Source organism: Streptomyces sp. TRM49041 (assembly GCF_008271805.1).
Classification (GTDB): Bacteria; Actinomycetota; Actinomycetes; order Streptomycetales; family Streptomycetaceae; genus Streptomyces.
In genome coordinates this window covers 163,176-187,432 of record NZ_VSRY01000165.1, presented here as the reverse complement: position 1 = coordinate 187,432, position 24,257 = coordinate 163,176, and the positions used below count along the sequence as shown (strand labels likewise).

The 24,257-nt window shown below is 71.1% G+C and carries 20 protein-coding genes and 1 pseudogene; 3 read left to right on the top strand and 18 right to left on the bottom strand.

Annotated elements, in window-relative coordinates:
* Nucleotides 1–3 precede the first annotated feature (3 nt).
* Both FVS66_RS28800 and FVS66_RS36315 read left to right on the top strand, forming a co-directional pair.
* Nucleotides 4–534 carry an SMI1/KNR4 family protein gene (locus tag FVS66_RS28800; RefSeq protein ID WP_149184154.1) on the top strand — a complete coding sequence of 177 codons (531 nt, stop codon included), beginning with the start codon at nt 4–6 and terminating at the stop codon, nt 532–534.
* Nucleotides 535–652: 118 nt separating this feature from the next.
* Nucleotides 653–897: pseudogene (locus FVS66_RS36315) on the top strand (hypothetical protein); the annotation flags it as partial.
* A gap of 161 nt (nt 898–1,058) precedes the next feature.
* On the opposite strand, the gene FVS66_RS28790 reads toward FVS66_RS36315, so the two are convergent.
* The 14 genes from FVS66_RS28790 to FVS66_RS28725 form a co-directional block, all read right to left on the bottom strand.
* Entirely contained in the window at nt 1,059–2,399 is a 1,341-nt protein-coding gene (locus tag FVS66_RS28790) for a hypothetical protein (RefSeq protein ID WP_149184153.1), read from the bottom strand.
* Between the two features lie 61 nt (nt 2,400–2,460).
* Complete coding sequence (gene cimA / locus FVS66_RS28785) at nt 2,461–4,092, bottom strand: citramalate synthase (RefSeq protein ID WP_149184152.1); 1,632 nt, start codon at nt 4,090–4,092, stop codon at nt 2,461–2,463.
* 389 nt (nt 4,093–4,481) lie between these two features.
* Complete coding sequence (locus tag FVS66_RS28775; protein ID WP_149184183.1) at nt 4,482–5,030, bottom strand: TetR/AcrR family transcriptional regulator; 549 nt, start codon at nt 5,028–5,030, stop codon at nt 4,482–4,484.
* Between the two features lie 74 nt (nt 5,031–5,104).
* Complete coding sequence (locus tag FVS66_RS35275; protein ID WP_187645733.1) at nt 5,105–5,632, bottom strand: hypothetical protein; 528 nt, start codon at nt 5,630–5,632, stop codon at nt 5,105–5,107.
* A gap of 46 nt (nt 5,633–5,678) precedes the next feature.
* A complete protein-coding gene (locus FVS66_RS28765; protein ID WP_149184150.1) occupies nt 5,679–6,710 on the bottom strand; it encodes an agmatine deiminase family protein in 1,032 nt (343 codons plus the stop codon).
* Nucleotides 6,711–6,720: 10 nt separating this feature from the next.
* The gene (locus FVS66_RS28760) at nt 6,721–8,403 is read right to left on the bottom strand and encodes an urease subunit alpha (RefSeq protein WP_149184149.1); all 1,683 of its coding nucleotides are present in this window, start codon (nt 8,401–8,403) and stop codon (nt 6,721–6,723) included.
* Nucleotides 8,403–9,164: an urease subunit gamma gene (gene ureA, locus FVS66_RS28755; protein WP_149184148.1), complete on the bottom strand. Its 762-nt coding sequence runs from the start codon at nt 9,162–9,164 to the stop codon at nt 8,403–8,405. Before ureA ends, FVS66_RS28760 begins: the two co-directional genes overlap by 1 nt.
* 496 nt (nt 9,165–9,660) lie before the next feature.
* Nucleotides 9,661–10,752, bottom strand: a complete 1,092-nt coding sequence (locus tag FVS66_RS28750; RefSeq protein ID WP_149184147.1) for a branched-chain amino acid aminotransferase — start codon at nt 10,750–10,752, stop codon at nt 9,661–9,663.
* Between the two features lie 258 nt (nt 10,753–11,010).
* The gene (locus FVS66_RS28745) at nt 11,011–12,054 is read right to left on the bottom strand and encodes a 3-isopropylmalate dehydrogenase (RefSeq protein WP_149184146.1); all 1,044 of its coding nucleotides are present in this window, start codon (nt 12,052–12,054) and stop codon (nt 11,011–11,013) included.
* 102 nt (nt 12,055–12,156) lie between these two features.
* On the bottom strand, nt 12,157–12,291 hold the full coding sequence (locus FVS66_RS36305; RefSeq protein ID WP_262387272.1) for a hypothetical protein: 135 nt from the start codon (nt 12,289–12,291) through the stop codon (nt 12,157–12,159).
* Nucleotides 12,292–12,519: 228 nt separating this feature from the next.
* Nucleotides 12,520–13,068 (bottom strand): GNAT family N-acetyltransferase, encoded by a 549-nt coding sequence (locus tag FVS66_RS28740; protein ID WP_149184145.1) that lies wholly within the window; start codon nt 13,066–13,068, stop codon nt 12,520–12,522.
* 100 nt (nt 13,069–13,168) lie between these two features.
* Nucleotides 13,169–14,257 (bottom strand): S1 family peptidase, encoded by a 1,089-nt coding sequence (locus tag FVS66_RS28735; RefSeq protein WP_149184144.1) that lies wholly within the window; start codon nt 14,255–14,257, stop codon nt 13,169–13,171.
* Nucleotides 14,258–14,479: 222 nt separating this feature from the next.
* On the bottom strand, nt 14,480–16,111 hold the full coding sequence (gene pruA / locus FVS66_RS28730) for an L-glutamate gamma-semialdehyde dehydrogenase (protein ID WP_149184143.1): 1,632 nt from the start codon (nt 16,109–16,111) through the stop codon (nt 14,480–14,482).
* Nucleotides 16,112–16,168: 57 nt separating this feature from the next.
* A complete protein-coding gene (locus FVS66_RS28725; protein WP_149184142.1) occupies nt 16,169–17,095 on the bottom strand; it encodes a proline dehydrogenase family protein in 927 nt (308 codons plus the stop codon).
* Between the two features lie 184 nt (nt 17,096–17,279).
* On the opposite strand from FVS66_RS28725, the gene FVS66_RS28720 reads away from it, so the two are divergent.
* Nucleotides 17,280–18,533: a helix-turn-helix domain-containing protein gene (locus FVS66_RS28720; protein ID WP_149184141.1), complete on the top strand. Its 1,254-nt coding sequence runs from the start codon at nt 17,280–17,282 to the stop codon at nt 18,531–18,533.
* A 108-nt stretch (nt 18,534–18,641) separates the two neighbouring features.
* Here FVS66_RS28720 and serA read toward each other — a convergent pair whose 3' ends face one another.
* The 4 genes from serA to FVS66_RS28700 all read right to left on the bottom strand — a co-directional run bounded on the left by serA (nt 18,642) and on the right by FVS66_RS28700 (nt 24,119).
* Nucleotides 18,642–20,231: a phosphoglycerate dehydrogenase gene (gene serA / locus FVS66_RS28715; protein ID WP_149184140.1), complete on the bottom strand. Its 1,590-nt coding sequence runs from the start codon at nt 20,229–20,231 to the stop codon at nt 18,642–18,644.
* 364 nt (nt 20,232–20,595) lie between these two features.
* Nucleotides 20,596–21,597, bottom strand: a complete 1,002-nt coding sequence (gene ilvC, locus FVS66_RS28710) for a ketol-acid reductoisomerase (RefSeq protein ID WP_149184139.1) — start codon at nt 21,595–21,597, stop codon at nt 20,596–20,598.
* 84 nt (nt 21,598–21,681) lie between these two features.
* On the bottom strand, nt 21,682–22,206 hold the full coding sequence (gene ilvN, locus FVS66_RS28705; RefSeq protein ID WP_023586410.1) for an acetolactate synthase small subunit: 525 nt from the start codon (nt 22,204–22,206) through the stop codon (nt 21,682–21,684).
* Nucleotides 22,207–22,241: 35 nt separating this feature from the next.
* Complete coding sequence (locus FVS66_RS28700) at nt 22,242–24,119, bottom strand: acetolactate synthase large subunit (RefSeq protein WP_149184138.1); 1,878 nt, start codon at nt 24,117–24,119, stop codon at nt 22,242–22,244.
* Nucleotides 24,120–24,257: the final 138 nt, after the last annotated feature.

Below are 24,257 nucleotides of genomic sequence, written 5' to 3'. Positions count from 1 at the left end.
CACATGTCCTGGGTCGATCGGCTCGCTCAGGCTGCCGGCGAGCACCCGCTCGGTCTCGACCTCGACTGGGCAGAGATCGAGTCCCGGCTCGGGACAGCGCTGCCGGCCGACTACAAGGAGTTCTGTGAAGCGTTCGGAACGGGAGAGTTCTGCGACTTTCTCACCGTCTACGCTTCGGCAGGAGGAGCGGAGTCCGAGCTGGCCGACTCGCAGGAGGCGAACCGTCGGATCGTCGAACAGCACCCCGTAGCCCTGGACCTTTACCTTCCGCATGGTCTGCAGCAGCCGGGCTCACAGGGCGGCCTCCTACAGTGGGGTGTGAGTGTCCAGGGTGATGAGTTCGCCTGGATCGCCGACAACTCCGCGCCGCCCGAATCCTGGCCGGTTTTTGCCCGAGACGATGCTGGAAAGCGGCAGCGCTTCGACATGTCGATGAGCGAGTTCGTGTACCGGCTGCTGGCCGACGAGTCCTTCGAGGGTTTTGCAGGGTTCGGGGCGACCGGGGAAGACCCGTGGTTCACGCGTTACCCATGAGCTCGGTCCAGGCGTCCCGGGTGTTGGCAGGGGGCCGGTAGGGCGTGTGTCGGAAGTGCTCTCGGTTGGCTCATGTGAGTGCGCGGGGCGGAGTTACCGATATGTCGGACCGGTCGAGCTGAAGGCTGCGCCCCGGCCTGGCAGTGGCGGGTGCCGGATCAGCTCGGCGGCTGGGTTCGGCGGCTGGATCGCTGAGCGATCGGCGGCGGAGCTGGCCGAACCGTTCACCTTCGTGGTCGGCGCGGACGATTGCTTCGGCTGGCGCCGCGGCGAAGCGAGCACGTGGTCTGTGCCGGCGGAGCCATGGTTCTGAGTGCTGGCGAGATCGGCTTCGTGCGTGTGGCGGACTGGGGGGCCCGTGAGCGAGGTCAGTAGTCTGCTGGCCGCCCGGGAGTCGCTGGCAAGGGTACGGTTCTGGAGCTCGCCCGCAAGCTCTCTCTGCGAGTTCGAGGGGACCCCAGCTGTCCGCGCAACTCTCAGATACACGGGTGCCCGCCCACGGAGTGGCCGACTCGTGGAAGCCGTCAGAACCCGCCGCCGAAGTCCCCGCCCCCGAAGCCGCCTCCGCCGAAGTCGCCGCCCCCGCCGCCGAAGTCGGAGGGGTTGTAGTCCGCGCCGGAGAAGTCGCCGCCGGAGAAGGACTCGAAGCCCTCGCCGCCGTATTCGGCCGCGTAGGCCGGGGTGGAGAGCATGGAGCCGAGCATCGTGCCGACGAGGAGGCCGGGGAGGAGGGCGCCGCCGTAGTAGCCGCCTACCCAGGGGCCGTAGGCCGGGCCGGCCTCCCAGTACGGGCGGGGGCCCTGGTCGGTTTCGACCGTGCGGGCCGCCGGGTCCTGGCCCGCCTTGAGGCGGGACTCGTCCGCCGCGCAGACCGGGACGTCGCGGGGGGTGCCGCCGGACGGGGTCCAGGGGAGTTCCGTGACGGCGGGGCCGTGGCGGGGGTCGAAGAAGCAGGGTGCCCGCCGCTCGGGAAGCGGGCGGCCCTCGCGGCGGGCGGCAAGGACGGCCAGCGCGAAGCGGCCGTCCGCCAGGGCCTCGGTCACACCTCGGACGTCATGGGGGTGACGGGCCCCGGCCATCAGCGTCTTCGACTTGTCGTAGGCGTCGAGCGAACGCTCGTAGTCGGCGCGCATCGCGTCGTCCGCGTCCGGCTCGGCGGGGTGGAAGTCCAGGCGGTCCAGCTCCTCGCCGTATGCCGTGATGTCCTCGTCCACGACCACGCGGAGCTTCTCCAGGGACTCCTGCTCCTCCGCCTGCCTACGCCGGCGGGTGCGGAGCGTCGTCGCCGATACCAGGCCCACCGTCGCCGCCAGCAGGACGCCTATCGTGATCAGGCCGCCTATCGGGGCACCCTGGTCCGGCACGCCCGCCCAGGTCGCGGGCGCCGAGCCGCGGGCCTGCGGCAGGGCCTGGTCCACGAAGTTGTTCAGCTCCGTCGCCGCGTCCACGCCGGGCTGGCGCACCGCCGCGACCAGGTTGTCCACGGCCTGGTTGGAGAGGACCGTCCGGTCCGCGCCCGCGTCGAACGCGTCGCCCAGCCGGACCGCGTACACGCCCGTCACACCCGTGAGGGTGCGGAGGTCACGCAGGAGGGTGTCCTTCGGGAACTCCGCGGTCTGTGGGAGGACGGCCACCATCACCGGCTTGTCCGCCTCAATGATCTTCTGCTCCAGGGCCTCCGCCTCCGGACCCGACAGCTGGGACGCCGCCGCCGGGTGGACGTACACCGGGCCCTGCTTCAGAGCGGCCGCCGCGTCCCGTACCCCGTCGGACGCCTGAGCCGTGGCAGCCGGAGCCAGGGCCAGGAGGAGCATCAGCGCGAAGCCCACCACGGCCGACAGAAGGAAGAACGGCCTCGTCTTCATATCACCGACGCTACCCCAAATGGGCGGGAAACGGGGCACAGGGGGCGAGGGCCGTTTCCGGCTACTTCTCCGTGGGCTCCACTCCCGCCCTCAGCAGGCCGTAGGTGTACGCGTCCACCAGCGCCTGCCACGACGCCGCGATCACGTTCTCGCCGACTCCGACCGTCGACCACTCCGCGTCGCCGTCGCTCGTCGTGATCAGGACGCGGGTCGTGGACTCCGTGCCGTGGAGGCCCTCCAGGATGCGGACCTTGTAGTCGACCAGCTCGAACTTCGCCATCTGCGGGTGGATCCGCTCCAGCGCCACCAGCAGCGCCCGGTCCAGTGCGTTCACCGGGCCGTTGCCCTCCGCCGTGGCGACGATGCGCTCACCGTCCGCCCACACCTTGACCGTCGCCTCGTTGGCGTGGGTGCCGTCCGGGCGGTCCTCGACGATCGCCCGCCAGGACTCCGTACGGAAGAAGCGCAGAGGGCGGCCCTCGACCTCTTCGCGGAGCAGCAGCTCGAACGACGCGTCCGCTGCCTCGTAGGTGTAGCCGCGCAGCTCCCGTTCCTTCACGCGGTCGACGACCCGGCCCACCAGCTCCCGGTCGTCGCCCAGGTCGACGCCGAGCTCCTTGCCCTTCAGCTCGACCGACGCGCGGCCCGCCATGTCGGAGACCAGCATCCGCATGGTGTTGCCGACCAGCTCGGGGTCGATGTGCTGGTACAGGTCCGGGTCGACCTTGATCGCGGAGGCGTGCAGACCCGCCTTGTGCGCGAAGGCCGACACACCGACGTACGGCTGGTGGGTGGAGGGGGTGAGGTTCACGACCTCGGCGATGGCGTGGGAGATCCTCGTCATCTCGGCCAGGGCGCCTTGCGGGAGGACCCGCTTGTTGTACTTCAGCTCCAGCGCCGCCACCACCGGGAACAGGTTGGCGTTGCCGACGCGCTCGCCGTAGCCGTTGGCGGTGCACTGGACGTGGGTGGCCCCGCCGTCGACGGCGGCCAGGGTGTTGGCGACCGCGCAGCCGGTGTCGTCCTGGGCGTGGATGCCGAGGCGGGCACCGGTGTCGGCGAGGACCGTGGAGACGACGGCCTGGATCTGGGCGGGGAGCATGCCGCCGTTGGTGTCGCAGAGGACGACCACGTCGGCGCCGGCCTGCGAGGCCGCGCGGACGACCGCCTTGGCGTACTCCGGGTTCGCCTTGTAGCCGTCGAAGAAGTGCTCACAGTCGACGAAGACGCGGCGGCCCTGCTCCCGCAGGTACGAGACCGTGTCGCGGACCATGGCCAGGTTCTCGTCCAGGGTGGTACGCAGCGCCAGCTCCACATGGCGGTCGTGCGATTTCGCCACCAGGGTGATCACCGGGGCGCCCGACTCCAGCAGCGCCCTGACCTGCGGATCGTCGGCTGCCCGGATGCCGGCGCGGCGGGTGGCGCCGAACGCCACGAGCTGGGCGTGCCGGAAGTCGATCTCGGCGCGGGCGCGGGCGAAGAACTCCGTGTCGCGCGGGTTGGCGCCGGGCCAGCCGCCCTCGATGAAGCCCACGCCGAACTCGTCCAGGTGCCGGGCGATGGTCAGCTTGTCGGCGACGGTGAGGTTGATGCCCTCGCGCTGGGCGCCGTCCCTCAGGGTCGTGTCGAAGACGTGGAAGCTGTCGTCGACCCGCGCCTCGGCGCGGGAACTGTCGGCGGTCTCCGTGGTCATGGCTGTCCTGCTCCTGTCGGATGTGGCTCCGGGTGGGCTCCCCCCTGCTCGAGCGAAGCCGAGAACTCGGGGGAGAAAAAGGCTGGATCCACCTGCCCCCATTCTCGCGCGCAGTCGTCCGGCCCAAGGGTGGGGCCCGGAAAACGAAAAGACCCCTCGCGGGTGCGAGAGGTCTGCGCGCGGGTCTGAGACACGGTGTCCGCTGCCGCGACGGAGTGGTGGCGTCGTTCAGCGGTCACTGCGGACCGGCGCGCTGCTGCCGATAATCATCGGGTTTGCGAGCACGGGGGCAGTTTGCCACAAGGTGGCCGGGGTGTGGTTGTGGGTCTCACGATGCGGTCAAGAGGCCATGGCGAGGTCACCTCATGGTGCGGCCAGGAGGGGCCATCTCATGGTGTGGCCAGGAGCGATTCGCCGATGTGCTCGCGTACGTGCGTGAGCACCTGCTCCCGGCCCGTGCCCGGTATTCCCACCGCCACATGCACGCTGAAGCCGTCCAGCAGGGCGCGCAGCCGGGTCGCGTACCGGTCGGGGTCGACACGGCGGAGCTCGCCGCGCGAGATGCCCTCGGCGAGGAGGGCGACCAGGTCGCGGTGCCAGGCGCCCTCGATGGCCGCCTGGCGGCCGCGCGCGTCGGCGTCGGCGTTCTGCGAGCGGTTCCAGACCTCCAGCCAGAGCGTCCAGTGCGGGTCGCGGGGGCCGTCGGGGATGTAGAGCTCGACGTATGACGCCAGTCGCTCCGCCACCGGGAGGTCCTGCTTCGACAGCAGTGCGCTGCGCTCGGCGCCGAGGCGGCCCTCGCTCCACTCCAGGGTCTGGAGCAGCAGCTCGTCCTTGGTGCGGAAGTAGTAGAGGAGGTGGCCGCTGCTCATGCCGACCTCCCGGCCGAGCCCGGCCATGGTGAGGCCTTCCAGGCCGCGCTCGGCAATGGTCGCCATGGCCGCGGCCAGCACCTCCTCGCGGGGCGGCGCGTGGTTCCGGCGGCGCCCCGTGTGGGGCTTGCGGGGTTCGTTCACTCGTACGTTGTACCTGATCTCCAGCCCGCCTCGGTCATGCGCGCACGCAGGTCGGCCAGGGCGCGGGCGGTAACCTCGCGCGGCGCGGCCAGGTCGGCGGTGACGGTGTCGGCGTCGGCGCTCAGCACCTCCCGTACGACAGCCACCACCTGGTCCGGGGGCAACGCCTCGGAGAGCAGGGTGAGCAGCGCCGGGTAGTCCGCGTCGGCCCAGCCGTCGTACATCACATCGCGCAGTGCGACGACCGAGTTCACGGCGGCGGGCGGGAGCGTCGTCCAGGCCCGGCAGCGCTGTATCTCGTCCGCCACCTCGTCCATGAACCTGCGCATCACCTCGTACGGAACACGGCGGTGCCCCGCCCGCTCGTTGAAGACGAGCGAGGGTTCACGCTCCGGGTCCTCGTCGGGGACGACCCCGATCGCCAGGATGGTGCCGTCAGGTGCGTTCAGCTCCACCTGCCAGGCGTCGTCGGGCAGGGCGTAGTGGTGGGTGAGGCTGTAACCGTCGTGCAGGGGCTCGGGCATGGGCGCAGGCTGTCACCCGGGCCCATGGCCTGACCAGCGGGTTTTCTCAGAGCTTCGGCTGCTGCTGGGTGATGCAGTGGATGCCGCCGCCGCCCGCGAAGATCGTTCGGGCGTCGACGAGGGTGACCGTGCGATCGGGGAACAGGCGGCGGAAGATGCCCGCGGCGATCTCGTCGCGTGGGTCGTCGAAGGCGCACAGCACCACGCCGCCGTTGCAGATGTAGTGGTTGATGTAGGAGTAGTCGACCCATTCGCCGTCCTCCTGGAGGACCGTCGGGGCCGGGACCTCGACGACCTCCAGGGCGCGGCCGCGGGCGTCGGTCCGGGAGCGCAGGAGGGCGACGTTCGCCTTGCACAGCTCATGGTCCGGGTGGGCCGGGTCGGGCTGGGTGTGGGCGACCACGACGCCGGGGCGGGCGAAGGCGGCGACGATGTCGACATGGCCGCGGGTGCCGTACATGCCGTAGTCGCCGGTCAGGCCGCGGGGCAGCCAGATGGCCTTGGTGGTGCCGAGCCGGGCGTGGATCTCGGCCTCGACCTGGGCACGGGTCCAGCCGGGGTTGCGCTCCGGGCCCAGTTGGACGGTTTCGGTGAGAAGGACCGTGCCCTCGCCGTCCACGTGGATCGCGCCGCCCTCGTTGACCAGGGGCGAGGGGTGTACGGCGACGCCCGCCGCGTCCGCCACATGGCGGGCGATCTTCGCGTCGTGTTCCCAGCGGGCCCAGTCCGCCGCGCCCCAGCCGTTGAACACCCAGTCCACGGCGGCCAGTTCGGTGCCGTCCGTGACGAACGTGGGGCCGATGTCCCGCATCCAGGCGTCGTCCAGGTCCCGTTCCACCAGGTCGATGCCGTCGCCGAGCAGCGCGCGCGCCGAGGGGGCGTCGCCCGGGGCCACCACCATCGTCACCGGTTCGAAGCGGCGTACCGCGCGGGCGACCGCCGCCCAGGCGGCGCGGGCCTCGGCCAGTTCCTCGGCGTCGGTGAAAGTGGGGTTGGGGCTGGGCCAGGCCATCCAGGTGCGCTCGTGGGGAGCCCACTCCGCGGGCATGCGGAAGCCGGGGGTCGTACGCGAGGTCATGGAGTGGTCCTCAGAGGAAGTAGAGGCGGTTGAGGGAGACGGAGTCGGCGGGTTCGGAGCGGACCGGGTCGCCGTCGAGGGTGACCAGGCCCGTGCGGCCGTCCACGGCCACTTCTCCGATACGGGAGTTGAGGAGAAGGTCACCGGGGCCGATGCCCCGGGTGCCCCGCACGGGGACCCTGCGGCGGCGGGTCGGCATCGAGTCGCCGCCCAGCTGGGCCGCCGCGCCCGACACGAACGCGACCGAGATGTCCGCTGGCGTCGTGCCGTGTGCGCCGAACTGCGGGCCGAGCACAAGGGGTTCGCAGGTGTCGGTGGCCGCGTTCGGGTCGCCCACCACCCCGTACGCCGGGAAGCCGGACTTGAGTACGAGCTGTGGCTTCGCGCCGAAGAACTCCGGCCGCCACAGCACGATGTCGGCGAGCTTGCCCACCTCGATCGAGCCGACCTCGTGCGCGAGTCCGTGGGCGATCGCCGGGTTGATGGTGAGCTTGGCCATGTAGCGCAGCACGCGGGCGTTGTCGTCGCCGTCGCCGTCGCCGTCCAGCGGGCCCAGCTCGGCCTTCATCTTCCCGGCCATGGCGAAGGTCCGGCGTACGGTCTCGCCGGCCCTTCCCATGCCCTGTGCGTCCGACGACGTGATGCCGATGGCGCCGAGGTCGTGCAGGACGTCCTCCGCGCCCATCGTCCCGGACCTGATCCGGTCGCGGGCCATGGCGGCGTCGCCGGGCAGGTCGGTCTTCAGGTCATGGACGGAGACGATCATTCCGTAGTGCTCGGCGACCGCGTCCCGGCCGAAGGGGAGGGTGGGGTTGGTGGAGGAGCCGATGACGTTCGGTACGCCCGCCATCTTCAGGACGTCGGGTACGTGTCCCCCGCCGCAGCCCTCGATGTGGAAGGCGTGGATCGTCCGGCCTTCCAGGACCTTCAGGGTGTCCTCCACCGACAGGCACTCGTTGAGGCCGTCACTGTGCAGGGCGACCTGGACGTCGTGCTCCTCGGCGACCCGCAGGGCGGTGTCCAGCGCCCGGGTGTGGGCGCCCATGTCCTCGTGGACCTTGAAACCGGAGGCGCCGCCCTCGGCGATTGCCTCGACGAGCGGCGCCTGCTCGGAGGAGGAACCGCGCGCGAGGAAGCCGATGTTGACCGGCCAGGCGTCGAATGCGTTGAACGCGTGGCGCAGTGCCCAGGGCGAGTTGACGCCGACGCCCCACACCGGGCCGAACTCCTGGCCGATGATCGTGGTGACGCCGGAGGCCAGCGACGCCTCCATGACGCGGGGGGACAGCAGGTGTACGTGGGTGTCCACCGCCCCCGCCGTGGCGATCAGGCCCTCGCCCGACACGATGCTCGTGCCCGTGCCGACGACGACGTCGACGCCGTCGAGGGTGTCGGGGTTCCCGGCGCGGCCGATGGCGTGGACGCGGCCCTCGCGGATGCCGATGGACACCTTGCGGATGCCCTGCACGGCGTCGACGACGAGGACGTTGCTGATGACCACGTCACAGGTCTCGCGGACGGCGGCGGCCTTCAGATGGAGCCCGTCGCGGGCGGTCTTGCCGAAGCCGGCGAGGAACTCGTCGCCGGGCTTCTGGGCGTCGGACTCGACCCGTACGGTCAGTCCGGAGTCGCCGAGGCGGACGCGGTCGCCGGTGCGCGGGCCGTGCACCGATGCGTACTCGTAGGGGTCCATCACGCGCCCTCCTCCGCTCCGGCCCCGGCCCCGGTCCCGGCCCCGGTTTCCGTTCCGGTCCCGGTTTCCGTTCCGGTCTCCGTCCCGGCGCCCAGGTAGCCGCAGGCCACCGCCCTGCGCAGCGCCTCCGCCTTCGCGCCGGGCGCGTCCAGCGGGCCGTCCACCAGGCCGGCGAAGCCGATGGCCGTCCGGTCGCCGCCGATGGGGACCAGCTCCACCTCGGCCTCACCGCCCGGGTCGAACCGCATGGACGAGCCGGCCGGGATGCACAGCCGCATGCCGTACGCCGCCGCCCGGTCGAAGCGGAGCCGCGGGTTGGCCTCGAAGAAGTGGAAGTGCGAGGTCACGCTGATCGGCACGGCCGCGGTGTTGCGGACGGCGAGCCTCACCTCGGGCAGGAGGTCGGCGTAGCCGGGGCCGGGCAGCAGGGCGCCGGGGGCGTTCTCGCCGCCGGTGGGTGCCCCGATGGGGTCCGTGACCACCGCGAGGCGGGAGCCGTCGTCGAAGACGGCCTCCACATGGACCTCGGTGACGACGTCGGCGACGCCCGGCAGCACATCGTCCGGACCGAGGACCGAGCGGGCCGCCGCTATCGCCTCGGCGAGGCGCCGGCCGTCCCGGGCCGCCTCGCAGACGGTGTCCGCGATGAGCGCCGTGGCCTCGGGGACGTTGAGCCGCAGTCCACGGGCGCGGCGGGCGCGGGCGAGTTCGGCGGCACCGAAGAGCAGCAGCCGGTCGCGTTCCGTGGGGGTCAGTCGCACGTGCTTCACACCTCCGGCGTGCCCGACAATGAATTAGAGCATCACTCTAACCCTGAGACATCAGAAGGGAAAGCGTTCACTGAGCACATTGGCGCAATCATTGAGCATCACTCTAAAATGACGGGACACGAATGGCTCACGAATTGGGACACCTCCGCTGCCGCGGCGTCTACGACACGGAGGCGCCGCAGGTGCTGAAACGGCGGGCCAGGGGTGGCGTGTACTGGTTCCAGGGCGGATGGCACGCGCGGGCCACGGGCGCGTGGGGCCCGGGGGCGGCGGTCTCAGCCGGGGTCGACTGCAGCTTCATCCTGTCGGGGCCGGTGGGCGGGGTCGCCTGTGCCGCTTGACGCCGGGTGAGGGGCGGGGGGCCGCGCCGGGGGTGCGGGCGTGACGGAGCGGGAGACCGTGACGTCCTGACGTGCGGAAGGGGCGGGGTCGGGGCGGGGCGCCCGCGGCGCTCTCCTCCCCCACCCCGCCCCTCCCGGCAGCGGACTCACGCCACGCGGTGCGTCCAGCCGTGGACGTCCTCCGCCGCGCCCGTCTGGATGTCCAGGAGGGCCTTGCGGAGCTTCAGGGTGACCTCACCCGGTTCGCCGGTGCCCTGGGTCCAGTCGCCCTGGGTGGACTTGACCGTGCCGACCGGGGTGATGACCGCGGCGGTGCCGCAGGCGAAGACCTCCGTGAGGGTGCCGTTCTCGGTGTCGCGGCGCCACTGGTCGGTGGAGATACGGCCCTCCTCGGACGCGTAGCCCAGGTCGCGGGCGACCCGGAGGAGCGAGTCGCGAGTGATGCCCGCCAGGAGCGAGCCGGTGAGCTCGGGGGTGACGATGCGGTCGCCGTACACGAAGTACAGGTTCATGCCGCCCATCTCCTCGACCCACCGGTGCTCCAGCGCGTCGAGCCAGACGACCTGGTCGCAGCCCTTCTCGGCGGCCTCGGCCTGGGCCAGCAGGGAGGCCGCGTAGTTGCCGCCGGTCTTGGCGAAGCCCATGCCGCCGGGGACGGCGCGGACGTAGTTCTCGGAGAGCCAGACCGAGACGGGCTTGACGCCACCGGGGAAGTACGCGCCGGCCGGCGAGGCGATGACGATGAACAGGTACTCGTTCGCCGGGCGGACACCCAGGCCGACCTCGTTGGCGATCATGAAGGGGCGCAGGTAGAGGGACTCCTCGCCGCCGTGCGGCGGGACCCACGCCTCGTCCTGCCTGACCAGCGCGTCACAGGCCGCGACGAACGTCTCGACCGGGAGCTCAGGCATGGCGAGGCGGCGCGCGGAGAGCTGGAAGCGCTCGGCGTTGGCCTCGGGGCGGAACAGGGAGACGGAGCCGTCGGGGCGGCGGTACGCCTTGAGGCCCTCGAAGATCTCCTGCGCGTAGTGCAGGGTCATGTTGGCCGGGTCGATGGACAGCGGAGCGTACGGGGAGAGCTGGGCGTCGTGCCAGCCACGCCCCTCCGTCCACTTGATCGTCACCATGTGGTCGGTGAAGTGGCGGCCGAAGCCGGGGTTGGCCAGGATCGCCTCGCGCTGCACGGCGGACAGCGGGTTCGAGGAGGGCTTGAGCTCGATCGTCGTGGGCGTCGTCATGAGTGCTGTGTCCTTCACCGGTTGTGTGTGACGGACCGCGCTCACGCCGTGCCAGCCGCTGTCGCTGCTGCTGCTAGGACGTCCGAGCATTACCGCATGCCGCGGCCCCACGTTCGATTATCGCCCGGGGGGCCATGGCTGGGAAATGGGTGTGACCGCGGTCCTGGGTTCGATGGTGGCACCCGGCGGCGGCACAGGAGAAGCCGCCGGGTGCGGTGGCGACCCGGCGGCTGTGTCTGATGATCTTCAGTCGACGGGTCAGCTCGCTACTCGTACCGCGAGCGCGTCGCCGATCTCGTCCGTCGTGCGGGTGACGGCGGCCGAGCGCTCGGTGAGGTCGGCGGCGACCGCCTCCTCGATGCGGGCGGCCTCGGTCTCGTGGCCGAGGTGCCGGAGCAGCAGCGCGACGGAGAGGATCGTCGCGGTGGGGTCGGCCTTGCCCTGGCCCGCGATGTCGGGCGCGGAGCCGTGGACAGGCTCGAACATCGACGGGAACTCGCCCGCCGGGTTGACGTTGCCGGACGCGGCCAGGCCGATACCGCCGGTCACAGCGGCGGCGAGGTCGGTGAGGATGTCACCGAAGAGGTTGTCGGTGACGATGACGTCGAACCGCTCCGGCTGCGTGACGAAGAAGATCGTCGCGGCGTCGACGTGCAGATAGTCGGTGGTGACCTCGGGGTACTCCTCGCCCACCTTGTCGAAGATGTTCTTCCACATGTGGCCGGCGTAGACGAGGACGTTGTTCTTGTGGACCAGGGTCAGCTTCTTGCGCGGGCGGGCGTTGGCCCGCTCGTACGCGTCACGGACGACACGCTCGACGCCGTACGCCGTGTTGACGCTGACCTCGGTGGCGACCTCGGCGGGGGTGCCGGTCCGGAGGCTGCCGCCGTTGCCGGTGTACGGGCCCTCGGTGCCCTCGCGTACGACGACGAAGTCGATCTCGGGGCGGCCCGCCAGCGGGGTCGCGGTGTTCGGGAAGAGCTTCGACGGGCGCAGGTTGACGTAGTGGTCGAAGGCGAAGCGGAGCTTCAGCAGCAGGCCCCGCTCCAGGACGCCGGACGGCACGGACGGGTCGCCGATCGCGCCGAGCAGGATCGCGTCGTGCTCCTTGAGCGCGTCGAGTTCCGCGTCGGGGAGGGTCTCCCCGGTGCGGTGCCAGCGCCGGGCGCCGAGGTCGTACTCCTTGGTCTCCAGCTTCACATCCTGCGGGAGGACCGCGCGAAGGACCTTGAGTCCCTGGGCCACGACTTCCTGGCCGATGCCGTCACCGGGGATCACTGCGAGATTGAGGCTGCGAGACATGGCGGCACCCTACTCTTCGTCCCATTGCCTGACACTCGCCGTCCACCATATGGACGACGGCGAGGCGCCGGACGGCGGCGGTCAGTGGCGGCCGACGGCGGTTCAGTGGCCGGTGGAGCCGCCGTTGTCACGGCGGTCGAGGGCGCGCTGGAGGGCGGCGGCGGCGTTCTTGCGCTCGGCGTCGGTGGGGCGGGTGCCGGCGTGGCGGACACGACGAACGGCGGTGGCAGTGGCCATGGTGATCGACTCCTTCAGATGAGGGAAGTGAAGGCGCCGGAAGGGGCGGGGAGCACTGCCGCAGGGGTTGCCTGCCAGGGGGCATCGCGCTCTCGACCGCCATTCGCTGATGGAGCGAGACGTTCGGCTCCTACAAAGCTAAGCGAGCGCGGCGCGGCTGTCTCCACAATTACTCGGACTTCCTACTATCTGAGACGGAGACATCGGCCGGGAAGCGCCGCACGAGGTTCAGAGCAGGTCGCCGTCACGCCAGTCGAACTGCAGGGATCCGTCCTCGGGGGCGGGGAGGGGACGCCCGGCGGCCGGGCGGAGATACGTACAGTCCTCCTCGTCCGGCAGGTGGGACACGCCCTGCGGGCCGTACCCCTCCACCCGGCCGTTCCACAGCTGCCAGCCGCGCGCGCGGTAGAGCGGGGCGCCCTCGTCGGACGCGGACAGGGCGCCGAAGTCGTACGCCCCGTCGATCACTTCCTCCAGCGCCGCCATGACCTGGGCACCCAGGCCCTGCCGTCGCCGGTCCGCCCGTACGGCCACGCCCTCGACGTATCCGACGCGGTGGGCGTGGCCGCTGTGGACGACGCGGCGCATGACGACGCTGCCGTGCGCGACGATCCGCCCGTCGCCGTCCTCGATGTACGCGTGCACGCCGCCGAGCCCGTGCTCCCAGTCCTCGTCGGTGAAGTCACCGTGGAAGGCGTCGCGGACCACGGCCCGGAACTCGTCGAGTATGGCGGACTTCAACTCGTAGGTGTGGGCGGTACGCAGACGGTCGGTCATACCGTCCACTCTCGCAGGCCCCGCCCGCGCCCGGCACCGGATCGGCCGGACCGGGTGCGGGCGGGGCCGTGTCAGCGGGGTGACGCCGCTCGCCCCGGCGTCAGTACACGTTCACGCCGTACGCGGCGAGGGCCTCCCGTACCGGCTGGTGGATGGCCGAGCCGTTGGTGCCCGAGCAGCCGGAGCTGCCGGAGTGGATACCGAGCGCGACGTTGCCGGCGAAGTGGGCGCCACCGCTGTCGCCGCCGGCCGAGCAGGCGGTCGTACGGACCATGCCGTACACCGGGCCGCTGCTGTAGTTGACGGTGACGTTCACGGCGGTGACGGTGCCGCTGGTCACCCTCGTGGTGGAGCCGCTCTTGCGGATGGACTGGCCGACGACGGCGTCGGCGGCGGAGGCGATGTCCTGGTAGCCGCCGTTGTAGAGGTTGACCCGGCCGGCCGTGTTGCTCGTGGTGGTGTAGCGGACGATGCCGTAGTCGTTGGTCGGGAAGCTGCTGCCCGCGCGGACGCCGATGGAGGACCCGCCGGAGGTGGCGGACCAGGACGACGAGATGTTGGTGCAGTGCCCGGCCGTCAGGAAGTACCGCACGCCGTTCCTCGCGACGTTGAAGGCGGCCGAGCAGCGTGAACCGCCGCCGTAGACGGCGTCGCCGCCCGCGACCTCGCGCTTGAGGACACCGGGTACGCGGGTGACGCGTACGGCGCCGTCGAGCGATGCGGCGACCTTGCGGAGGCGGGCCATGTCGCGCGCGGTGACGGAGGAGTCGGCCTCGACGGCGATCTGGTTGGTGCGCGGGTCCAGACCCCACGAGGTGCCGGTGATCTTGGCCTGGTTCTCCAGCGCGGCCATGGCGGCGTCGAGCCGGCCGGCGCCGCGCCGGACCCGCTTCGGGGTCGCGCCCGCGGCCAGGACCTTCGCGGCGGCGGCGTCGCTGGTGACGGTGACGACGAGCCGGCCGGTCATGGCGTCGACGTAGGTGCCCGCGCTGTCGTCACCGAGGGTGCGGTCGAGGGCGGCGTCGAGGGTGTGGAGCCTCGCGGCGTCCGGGGCGGGGGCGGGTGTGGGGGTGGGGGTGGGGGTGGGGGTGGGCGCGTCCGAGGCTCCGGCCGGGGTGGCGCCGAGGCCGAGGGACGCGACGACGAGCAGGGCGGAAAGACCTATGCGCGCACGGGTGGTGCGTCTCATGCCAGGGGTCTCCTTCGTCGGTGGCGGGTGGGGAGCTACCGTGAAGGAATTTGACATGAACGCATCAGTGCGACAAGGGTGCGATCGCGCCGTCGTCACGGGCGTCGTGCGACATGAGAACCGCCCCCGTCCGGTGGGGGGACCGGAGGGGGGCGGTGTTCAGGGGCCCTTACGGGCCGGGTGGCCGTGCGGGCCGGGTGGCCGTGCGGGCCGGGGCGGGCGTCAGCCCATGTGCGGGTAGCCGTACTCGGTCGGCGGGACCAGCGTCTCCTTGATCGCGCGGGTCAGCGTCCAGCGCATCAGGTTCTGCGGGGCACCGGCCTTGTCGTTGGTGCCGGAGGCGCGGCCGCCGCCGAAGGGCTGCTGGCCGACGACGGCGCCGGTCGACTTGTCGTTGATGTAGAAGTTGCCGGCGGCGTACCGCAGCTTGTCCATCGTGTACGCGGCGGCGGCGCGGTCCCTGGAGATGACCGAGCCGGTCAGCGCGTAGGCCGACACCGACTCCATCTGCTCCAGCATGGCGTCGTACTGGTCGTCCTCGTACACGTGCACCGCGAGGAACGGGCCGAAGTACTCGGTCGTGAAGACCTCGTTCTCCGGGTCCGTGCACTCGACGACGGTCGGGCGGACGAAGTAGCCGACCGAGTCGTCGTACGTGCCACCGGCGACGATCGTGCAGCTCGAATCCTGCTTCGCCCGGTCGATCGCGGCCTTGTTCTTGGCGAACGCGCGCTCGTCGATGACGGCGCCGACGAAGTTCGACAGGTCGGTGACGTCACCCATGCGGATGCCGTCGACCTCGGCCGCGAACTCCTCCTTGAAGCCGGAGTTCCAGATCGAGGCCGGGATGTACGCGCGCGAGGTGGCGGAGCACTTCTGGCCCTGGAACTCGAAGGAGCCGCGGGTCAGCGCGGTCTTCAGGACGGCGCGGTCGGCGCTCGGGTGCGCGACGACGAAGTCCTTGCCGCCCGTCTCGCCGACGATGCGCGGATAGGAGCGGTACTTCTCGATGTTGTTGCCGACGGTCTTCCACAGGTGCTGGAAGGTCTTCGTCGAGCCGGTGAAGTGGATACCGGCGAGCATCGGGTGGTTCAGGGCCACCTCGGAGACGGCGATGCCGTCGCCCGTCACGAGGTTGATGACGCCCTTGGGCAGGCCGGCGTCCTCCAGCAGCTCCATGAGCAGCACGGCGGCGTGGGTCTGCGTCGGGGACGGCTTCCAGACCACCACGTTGCCCATGAGGGCGGGGGCGGTGGGCAGATTGCCGGCGATCGCGGTGAAGTTGAACGGCGTGATCGCGTAGACGAAGCCCTCCAGCGGGCGGTGGTCGAGGCGGTTCCACACACCGGGGGAGTTCGCCGGCGGCTGCTCGGCGAGCAGGTCACGGGCGTACTTGACGTTGAAGCGCCAGAAGTCGATCAGCTCGCAGGGCGTGTCGATCTCGGCCTGCTGGGCGGTCTTCGACTGGCCGAGCATGGTGGAGGCGGCCAGCGTCTCGCGCCACGGGCCGGCCAGCAGGTCGGCGGCGCGCAGGAAGATCGCGGCGCGGTCGTCGAAGGACATCGCGCGCCAGCCCGGCGCGGCGGCCAGGGCGGCGTCGACGGCGTCCTGGGCGTCTTCCTGGGTGGCGTTCGCGAAGGTGCCGATGACGGCCTGGTGGTTGTGCGGCTGGACGACGTTCACCCGCTCACCGCCGCCCAGGCGCTTGACGCCGTTGATGGTCATCGGCAGGTCGATGGGGTTCTCGGCCAGCTCCTTGAGCTTGGCCTCCAGCCGGGTGCGCTCCGCGGAACCGGGGGCGTAGCCGTGCACCGGCTCGTTGACCGGGGCGGGGACCTGGGTCACAGCGTCCATGGGTCTCGTTGCTCCTTTGGTGAGGGTGGGAGGGACTCGGCCCTGAGGGCTACGGGATCAGTTCTTGGTGATCATCGAGCGGGCGAAGAAGAGCAGGTTGGCCGGCTTCTCCGCGAGGCGGCGCATGAAGTATCCGTACCAGTCCGTCCCGTACGCCGTGTAGACGCGCATCCGGTGTCCTTCGGCGGCGAGCCGGACCTGCTCCTCGCTGCGGATTCCGTACAGCATCTGGAACTCGTACTCATCCAGTTTGCGCCCGGCGCGGCGGGCGAGCTCCTGTGTGATGGCGATCAGCCGCGGGTCGTGCGAGCCGATCATGGGGTAGCCCTCGCCCGCCATGAGGATCTTGAGGATGCGGACATATGCCTTGTCGACCTCGGCCTTGTCCTGGAACGCGACGGACGACGGCTCCTTGTAGGCGCCCTTCACGATGCGGACGCGGCTGCCGTTCGCGGCGAGGCGGCGGGCGTCGTCCTCGGTGCGGAAGAGGTACGACTGGATGACGCAGCCAGTCTCCGGGAAGTCCTTCCGCAGCTCGTCGTGGATGGCGAACATCGAGTCGAGCGTGGTGTGGTCCTCCGCATCCAGCGTAACCGTCGTACCGATCGCGGCGGCGGCCTCGACGACGGGGCGGACGTTCGCGAGGGCCAGCTCATGGCCGCCCTCCAGCGCCTGGCCGAACATCGACAGCTTGACGGACATCTCGGCACAGGCTTCCAGACCCAGCGGCTTCAGGCGCTCGACGAGCTGGAGGTAGGCGTCACGGGCGGCGGTGGCCTGCTCGGGCCTGGTGATGTCCTCCCCGACGACGTCGAGGGTGACTTCCAGGCCCTTGTCCGCCATGTCCGTGACGATGGGGACGACCTGGTCGACCGTCTCGCCCGGGATGAACCGGTCGACGACCGGCTTGGTCACCGGGGCCGCGGACACAAGGCGGCGCATCTTGTCGCTGCGCGACGCGGCGAGGATCACGGGACCCAGCACGGGGCACCTCCACGAACAGGGGTGGGGAACGGGACGGAAACGGCCGCGACCCGACCAATCGGAAACAGCACGGAGAACCACCGTGAAACCTAAGGATCGCCCCGGGCGTCTGCCATCGACAGCTGTCACGCATCCGTGCCGCGGATCTCAGACATCTGTCTGAAGCGGGTGGGAGAATGTCCGGGTGAAGGGCGATTACCAAGAGCTGGTCGACGAGATCTCGGCGCTGCTGGGGGCCCCGGCGACGCTGGAGAACCGGGACTTCGGGCTGATCGCCTTCGGGGCGCACGACAGCGACGACACCACCGCGATGGACCCGGTCCGTACGCGCTCGATCCTGACCCGGAAGTCCACGCCGGCGGTGCGGGCCTGGTTCGAGGGGTTCGGTATCGCCCGCGCGACCGGCCCGGTCCGGATCCCGGCCGCCCCGGAGGCGGGCGTGTACCGGGACCGGCTCTGCCTTCCGGTGCGGCACCGGGGCGTGGCCCTCGGCTACGTCTGGCTGCTGGACGCCTCACCGCGCCCGTCGCCGGAGCGGCTGGCGGCGGCCATGGAGGTGGCGTCCCGGATCGGCGCGCAGCTGGCGGACGAGGAGCGGGCGGGCGCCGACCTGTCACGGGAGCTGCGGGCGGCGCTGACGGCGGAGCGGGGCTCGCAGTACGACCTGGCGCTGGCCGCGCTGCGTACGGCGCTGGGCCCGGGCGCGGACGGGCTGCACGCCCTGGTGTGCGTCGCGCCGTGGCCGGGCGGCGACAGCCCCTCGGTACGTACGGCCCCCGGGGCGGCGGCCCTGTGCACCCTGCCGTGGGCGCCCGGCGGACACGCGCCCGGCGGACACGCGCCGGGCGGACACGCGCCGGGCGGGCGCCCGTCGGGCAAGCACCCTTCGGGCGAGCACGGCTCGGGCGAGCCCGCGCCGGGACGGCCGGGCGGACACGCGCTGGGCGCCCTGGTCCGCCTCCGCTCCGCCGACGCCCTCTCCCCCGCCCTGACGGCCGGCACCCGGCTGTGCGACACGGCCGGCCCGGGCGCCGTCGCCGGGATCGCCGCCCCCCGGCGCGGCCTGCCGGAGCTGGCAGCGGCCTGGGCGGAGGCGACGTCGGCCGCCCGCGCGGCGCTGGCCCAGCCGCTCCTGGGCCCGGTCGCGCCCTGGGCGTCCATCGGCCCGTACCGGCTGCTGACCGCCCTGCCGACGGCGACCGCCGACGACCCCGCCGTGCGCCCGCTGCTCTCCCCGGCGCACGCCGAACTCGCCCGGACGGCCGAGGTGTTCCTCGACCACGCGGGCCAGGCGGGCCGCACGGCGGCGGCCCTGGGCATCCACCGGCAGACCCTCTACTACCGCCTCTCCCGCGTGGAACAGCTCACCGGCCTCGACCTGGACCGGGGCGAGGACCGGCTGCTCCTGCACATGGCCCTGAAGGCCCACCGTCTCTGAGCACCGCGGGTGCCGCTGCCTCCGTGGCCCGGAGGGGGAACGCGCGGCGCCCCCGGCCGCAGAGAGCTGCGGGGGCGGGGGCGCCGGGCGGATCGGGGCGGGCGAGGGTCAGCGCAGGTTGACCGAGCGGGCAGACGTCGCGCCTACCTCCGCGGCGAGTTCCGTGAGGACCGGCTGCGGGATCGTGTCGTCGACGGTGAGGACCGCGAGCGCCTCGCCGCCCTCCTCCGCACGGGCGACCTGCATACCCGCGATGTTCAGGCCCGCCTCGCCGAGGATGCGGCCGACGGTGCCGACGACGCCCGGACGGTCCTCGTAGCGGAGGACCACCATGTGATCCGCCAGTGCGAGGTCCACGTCGTAGTCGCCGACCGCGACGAGCTTCTGGAGGTGCTTGGGGCCGACCAGCGTGCCGGAGACGGCGACCTCCTCGCCGTCGCCGAGGGTGCCGCGGACCGTGATGACGTTGCGGTGGTCGGGGGACTCGCTGCTCGTGGTGAGCCGCACCTCGACGCCGCGCTCCTGGGCGAACAGCGGCGCGTTGACGTACGAGACGGTCTCGTCGACGACGTCCTCGAAGACGCCCTTCAGCGCCGAGAGCTCCAGCACCTTGACGTCGTGCTGGGTGATCTCGCCGTACACCTCGACGTCGAGGCGGACGGCCACCTCGCCGGCGAGGGCGGTGAAGATGCGGCCGAGGCGCTCCGCCAGCGGCAGGCCCGGCTTGACGTCCTCGGCGATGACGCCGCCCTGGACGTTGACCGCGTCGGGGACGAGCTCGCCGGCGAGGGCGAGGCGGACGGAGCGGGCGACGGCGATGCCGGCCTTCTCCTGCGCCTCGTCCGTGGACGCGCCCAGGTGCGGGGTGCACACGACCTGGTCCAGCTCGAACAGCGGGGAGTCGGTGCACGGCTCCTTCGCGTACACGTCCAGGCCCGCGCCGGCCACGCGGCCCTCCTTCAGCGCCGAGTACAGCGCCTCCTCGTCGACGATGCCGCCGCGCGCGGCGTTGACGACGCGGACGGTCGGCTTGACCTTGTGCAGCGCCTCGTCGCCGATGAGGCCGAGGGTCTCGGGGGTCTTCGGCAGGTGGACGGTGATGAAGTCGGAGACCTCGAGCAGCTCGTCCAGGGAGAGCAGCTTGACGCCCATCTGCGCGGCGCGGGCCGGCTGGACGTACGGGTCGTAGGCCACGACCTTCATGCCGAAGGCGGACATACGCTGGGCGACCAGCACGCCGATGCGGCCGAGGCCGACGACACCGAGGGTCTTCTCGCTCAGCTCGACGCCCGTGTACTTGCTGCGCTTCCACTCGCCGTTCTTGAGGGCGGTGTTCGCCTGCGGGATGTTACGGGCGGTGGCGACGAGCAGGCCGCAGGCCAGCTCGGCGGCGGTGACGATGTTGGACGTCGGGGCGTTGACGACCATCACGCCGGCCTTGGTGGCGGCGGACACGTCGACGTTGTCGAGGCCCACGCCCGCGCGGGCGACGACCCTCAGCTTGTTCGCGGCGGCGATGGCCTCGGCGTCGAGCTTGGTGGCGGAGCGGATCAGGATGGCGTCCACATCGGCGATGGCGGGGAGGAGCTCCTCGCGGTTCGCGCCGTTGCAGTGCCGGATCTCGAAGTCGGGCCCGAGCGCGTCGACGGTGGCGGGCGACAGCTCTTCAGCGATGAGTACGACAGGTTTCGAGCTCACGTGAGGTCCTCACAAGTCCAGTGCGGACGGCCGTCCCGACGGCCGCAGGCGGTGGAGGGGGCTTGCCGCGTGGAAGACGCACGACGCTGTGGGCCTGACGCGTATAGGTGTGCAGGGCTGTTTCCGGGGCTGCCCCCGGTCTCCCGGGGCGGACCCCGGGACCCCCGGAACCGCCGGTCACACCGGCCCGGGAGTGAGCCTCAGTGTAGTAGCGGCACGGGTCGCTTTCTGCGCCTGGTCGGCAGGATCACCCACACGAGGCTGGACGCCGTGGACAAGCCTCCGAACGGCAGGAATCAGGAAGGGGGAGAGGGAGAGGACGGCCGCGGGGCCGGGCGTGTGCCCGGCCCCGCGGCCGCGAGGCTCACGCCTCGTCGTTGTCGACCCAGCTCATGAGCTTGCGCAGCTCCTTGCCGGTGGTCTCCAGCAGGTGCTCGGAGTCCTGCGTCTTGTACTCGTTGTACTTCTTCAGACCGCCGTGGTACTCGTCCATCCAGTTCTTGGCGAACGTGCCGTCCTGGATCTCGCCGAGGACCTTCTTCATCTCGGCCTTGGTGGCGTCGGTGATGATCCGCGGGCCGGTGACGTAGTCGCCCCACTCGGCGGTCTCGGAGACCGACCAGCGCATCTTGTCCAGGCCGCCCTCGTACATCAGGTCGACGATCAGCTTCAGCTCGTGGAGGCACTCGAAGTAGGCGATCTCCGGCTGGTAGCCGGCCTCGACGAGGGTCTCGAAGCCCGCCTTGACCAGCGCGGACGTACCGCCGCACAGCACGGCCTGCTCACCGAACAGGTCGGTCTCGGTCTCCTCGGTGAAGGTCGTCTTGATGACGCCCGCACGGGTGCCGCCGATCGCCTTGGCGTACGACAGGGCCAGCGCGAAGGCGTTGCCGGTGGCGTCCTGCTCGACGGCGGCGATCGCGGGGACGCCGCGGCCCTCCTCGTACTGGCGGCGGACCAGGTGGCCCGGGCCCTTCGGGGCGACCAGCGCGACGTCCACGCCGGCCGGGGGCTTGATGAAGCCGAAGCGGACATTGAATCCGTGGGCGAAGAACAGCGCGTCGCCGTCCTTGAGGTTGCCCTTGATGGAGTCCTCGTAGACCTGGGCCTGGATCGGGTCCGGGATGAGGATCATGATGACGTCGGCCTCGGCGGCGGCCTCCGCCGGGGTGACGACGCGCAGGCCCTGCTCCTCGGCCTTCGCCTTGGACTTGGAGCCCTCGTGCAGACCGACGCGGACGTCGACACCGGAGTCGCGGAGCGACAGCGCGTGGGCGTGGCCCTGGCTGCCGTAACCGATCACCGCGACCTTGCGGCCCTGGATGATGGACAGGTCGGCGTCGTCGTCGTAGAACAGCTCGGCCACTGGGTTTCTCCTTGGGTGTTCTGGTTGTGCGTCCCACCGTACGGTGGGGAGGGACGTGGACGTTGAGGGGTCTCGCTACGCGGACTAGGCCGAGCGGTCGAGAGCGCGCAGCGACCGGTCCGTGATGGACCGGGCACCACGCCCTATGGCGATCGTGCCGGACTGGACGAGTTCCTTGATGCCGAACTGTTCCAGCATCTTGAGCATCGCTTCCAGCTTGTCACTCGATCCGGTGGCCTCGATGGTGACCGCCTCGGGTGAGACGTCCACGGTCTTGGCGCGGAACAGCTGGACGATCTCGACGATCTGGGAGCGGGTCTCGTTGTCTGCCCGGACCTTCACCAGGACGAGCTCGCGCTGGATGGCGGCGCTGGGCTCGAGTTCGACGATCTTCAGGACGTTGACCAGCTTGTTGAGCTGCTTGGTCACCTGCTCCAGCGGCAGGTCCTCGACATTGACCACGATGGTGATGCGGGAGATGTCGGGGTGCTCGGTGACACCGACGGCGAGCGAGTCGATGTTGAAGCCGCGGCGGGAGAACAGGGCGGCGATCCGGGCGAGGATGCCGGGGGTGTTCTCCACCAGGACGGAGAGCGTGTGCTTGGACATGTGTGTCGTTCCTCTTCCTGACTGCTCTCTCGGCCTCAGTCGTCTTCGCTGTCGCCGAAGTCGGGGCGGACACCGCGGGCGGCCATGACCTCGTCGTTGGAGGTGCCGGCGGCGACCATGGGCCACACCTGGGCGTCCTCGTGGACGATGAAGTCGACCACGACGGGGCGGTCGTTGATGGCGTTGGCCTCGGCGATGACCTTGTCCACGTCCTCGGGGCGCTCGCAGCGGATGGCGACGCAGCCCATGGCCTCGGAGAGCTTCACGAAGTCGGGGACGCGGGTGCCGGCGCTCGGCCCCGCGGCGGAGCCGCTGTGGGACGCGGTGCCGTCCGTCTCGGGCCCGGAGTGCAGGACGGTGTTGGAGTAGCGCTGGTTGTAGAACAGGGTCTGCCACTGGCGGACCATCCCGAGGGCGCCGTTGTTGATGATGGCGACCTTGATCGGGATGTTGTTCAGGGCGCAGGTGACCAGCTCCTGGTTGGTCATCTGGAAGCAGCCGTCGCCGTCGATGGCCCAGACGGCGCGGTCGGGCATGCCGGCCTTGGCGCCCATGGCGGCGGGGACGGCGTAGCCCATGGTTCCGGCGCCGCCGGAGTTGAGCCAGGTGGCGGGCTGCTCGTAGTCGATGAAGTGGGCGGCCCACATCTGGTGCTGGCCGACGCCCGCGGCGAAGATCGTGCCCTCCGGGGCCAGCTCGCCGATGCGCTGGATGACCTGCTGCGGGGCGAGGGTGCCGTCGTCGGGCTGGTCGTAGCCGAGGGGGTAGGTCTCGCGCCAGCGGTTGAGGTCGTTCCACCAGGCGCTGTAGTCACCGGTGTGGCCCGCGGTGTGCTCGGCCTGGACGGCCTGGACCAGGTCGGCGATGACCTCGCGGGCGTCACCGACGATCGGGACGTCGGCGGCGCGGTTCTTGCCGATCTCGGCGGGGTCGATGTCCGCGTGGACGATCTTGGCGTACGGGGCGAAGCTGTCGAGCTTGCCGGTGACGCGGTCGTCGAAGCGGGCGCCGAGCGCGACGATCAGGTCGGCCTTCTGCAGGGCGGTGACGGCGGTGACGGAGCCGTGCATGCCGGGCATGCCGACGTGCAGGGGGTGCGTGTCGGGGAAGGCGCCCAGGGCCATCAGCGTGGTGGTGACGGGGGCGCCGGTCAGCTCGGCGAGGACCTTCAGCTCGGCGGTGGCACCGGCCTTGAGGACGCCGCCGCCGACGTACAGGACGGGGCGCTTGGCCTGGGTGACCAGCTTGGCGGCCTCGCGGATCTGCTTGGCGTGCGGCTTGGTCACCGGGCGGTAGCCGGGCAGATCGGTCTGCGGCGGCCAGCTGAACGTGGTCTTCGCCTGGAGTGCGTCCTTGGCGATGTCGACGAGGACGGGGCCGGGGCGGCCGGTGGAGGCGATGTGGAATGCCTCGGCGATGGTCCGCGGGATGTCCTCGGCCTTGGTGACCAGGAAGTTGTGCTTGGTGATCGGCATGGTGATGCCGCAGATGTCCGCCTCCTGGAAGGCGTCGGTACCGATCGCCTTGGAGGAGACCTGGCCGGTGATCGCGACGAGGGGAACGGAGTCCATGTGCGCGTCGGCGATCGGGGTGACCAGGTTGGTGGCACCGGGGCCGGAGGTGGCCATGCAGACGCCGACCTTGCCGGTGGCCTGCGCGTAGCCGGTGGCGGCGTGACCCGCGCCCTGCTCGTGACGGACCAGGATGTGGCGGACCCGGGTGGAGTCCATCATCGGGTCGTAGGCGGGCAGGATGGCGCCACCGGGGATGCCGAATACCGTGTCGGCGCCGACTTCCTCGAGAGAGCGGATGAGGGACTGGGCGCCCGTGACGTGCTCAACGGTGGCGGAGGGCTGTCCGCCGGAACGGGGCCGCGGCTGCGGGTGATGGGCCCCGGTGGCCTGCTCGGTCATCGGCAATCTCTTCTCGAAGCTGAGGGTTTGGCGAGGGTTTCTGGCGGGTCTGTCAGGGTCTGTCAGGGTCTGTCGCGGGGTGCCGGTGCAACAAAAAACCCCTCGTGCCGTGAGGCAAGCGAGGGGAGCGCGCCGGGG

What these genes read in the sequence shown, in the direction of transcription:
- FVS66_RS28735 (WP_149184144.1), bottom strand. Translation starts at nt 14,257, where the DNA reads ATGAGACGCACCACCCGTGCGCGCATAGGTCTTTCCGCCCTGCTCGTC.
- FVS66_RS28790 (WP_149184153.1), bottom strand. Translation starts at nt 2,399, where the DNA reads ATGAAGACGAGGCCGTTCTTCCTTCTGTCGGCCGTGGTGGGCTTCGCG.
- FVS66_RS35275 (WP_187645733.1), bottom strand. Translation starts at nt 5,632, where the DNA reads ATGCCCGAGCCCCTGCACGACGGTTACAGCCTCACCCACCACTACGCC.
- FVS66_RS28740 (WP_149184145.1), bottom strand. Translation starts at nt 13,068, where the DNA reads ATGACCGACCGTCTGCGTACCGCCCACACCTACGAGTTGAAGTCCGCC.
- FVS66_RS36305 (WP_262387272.1), bottom strand. Translation starts at nt 12,291, where the DNA reads ATGGCCACTGCCACCGCCGTTCGTCGTGTCCGCCACGCCGGCACCCGC.
- ilvN (WP_023586410.1), bottom strand. Translation starts at nt 22,206, where the DNA reads ATGTCCAAGCACACGCTCTCCGTCCTGGTGGAGAACACCCCCGGCATC.
- FVS66_RS28775 (WP_149184183.1), bottom strand. Translation starts at nt 5,030, where the DNA reads ATGGCGACCATTGCCGAGCGCGGCCTGGAAGGCCTCACCATGGCCGGG.
- FVS66_RS28760 (WP_149184149.1), bottom strand. Translation starts at nt 8,403, where the DNA reads ATGGACCCCTACGAGTACGCATCGGTGCACGGCCCGCGCACCGGCGAC.
- FVS66_RS28745 (WP_149184146.1), bottom strand. Translation starts at nt 12,054, where the DNA reads ATGTCTCGCAGCCTCAATCTCGCAGTGATCCCCGGTGACGGCATCGGC.
- FVS66_RS28700 (WP_149184138.1), bottom strand. Translation starts at nt 24,119, where the DNA reads ATGACCGAGCAGGCCACCGGGGCCCATCACCCGCAGCCGCGGCCCCGT.
- FVS66_RS28750 (WP_149184147.1), bottom strand. Translation starts at nt 10,752, where the DNA reads ATGACGACGCCCACGACGATCGAGCTCAAGCCCTCCTCGAACCCGCTG.
- FVS66_RS28800 (WP_149184154.1), top strand. Translation starts at nt 4, where the DNA reads ATGTCCTGGGTCGATCGGCTCGCTCAGGCTGCCGGCGAGCACCCGCTC.
- FVS66_RS28765 (WP_149184150.1), bottom strand. Translation starts at nt 6,710, where the DNA reads ATGACCTCGCGTACGACCCCCGGCTTCCGCATGCCCGCGGAGTGGGCT.
- pruA (WP_149184143.1), bottom strand. Translation starts at nt 16,111, where the DNA reads ATGGACGCTGTGACCCAGGTCCCCGCCCCGGTCAACGAGCCGGTGCAC.
- cimA (WP_149184152.1), bottom strand. Translation starts at nt 4,092, where the DNA reads ATGACCACGGAGACCGCCGACAGTTCCCGCGCCGAGGCGCGGGTCGAC.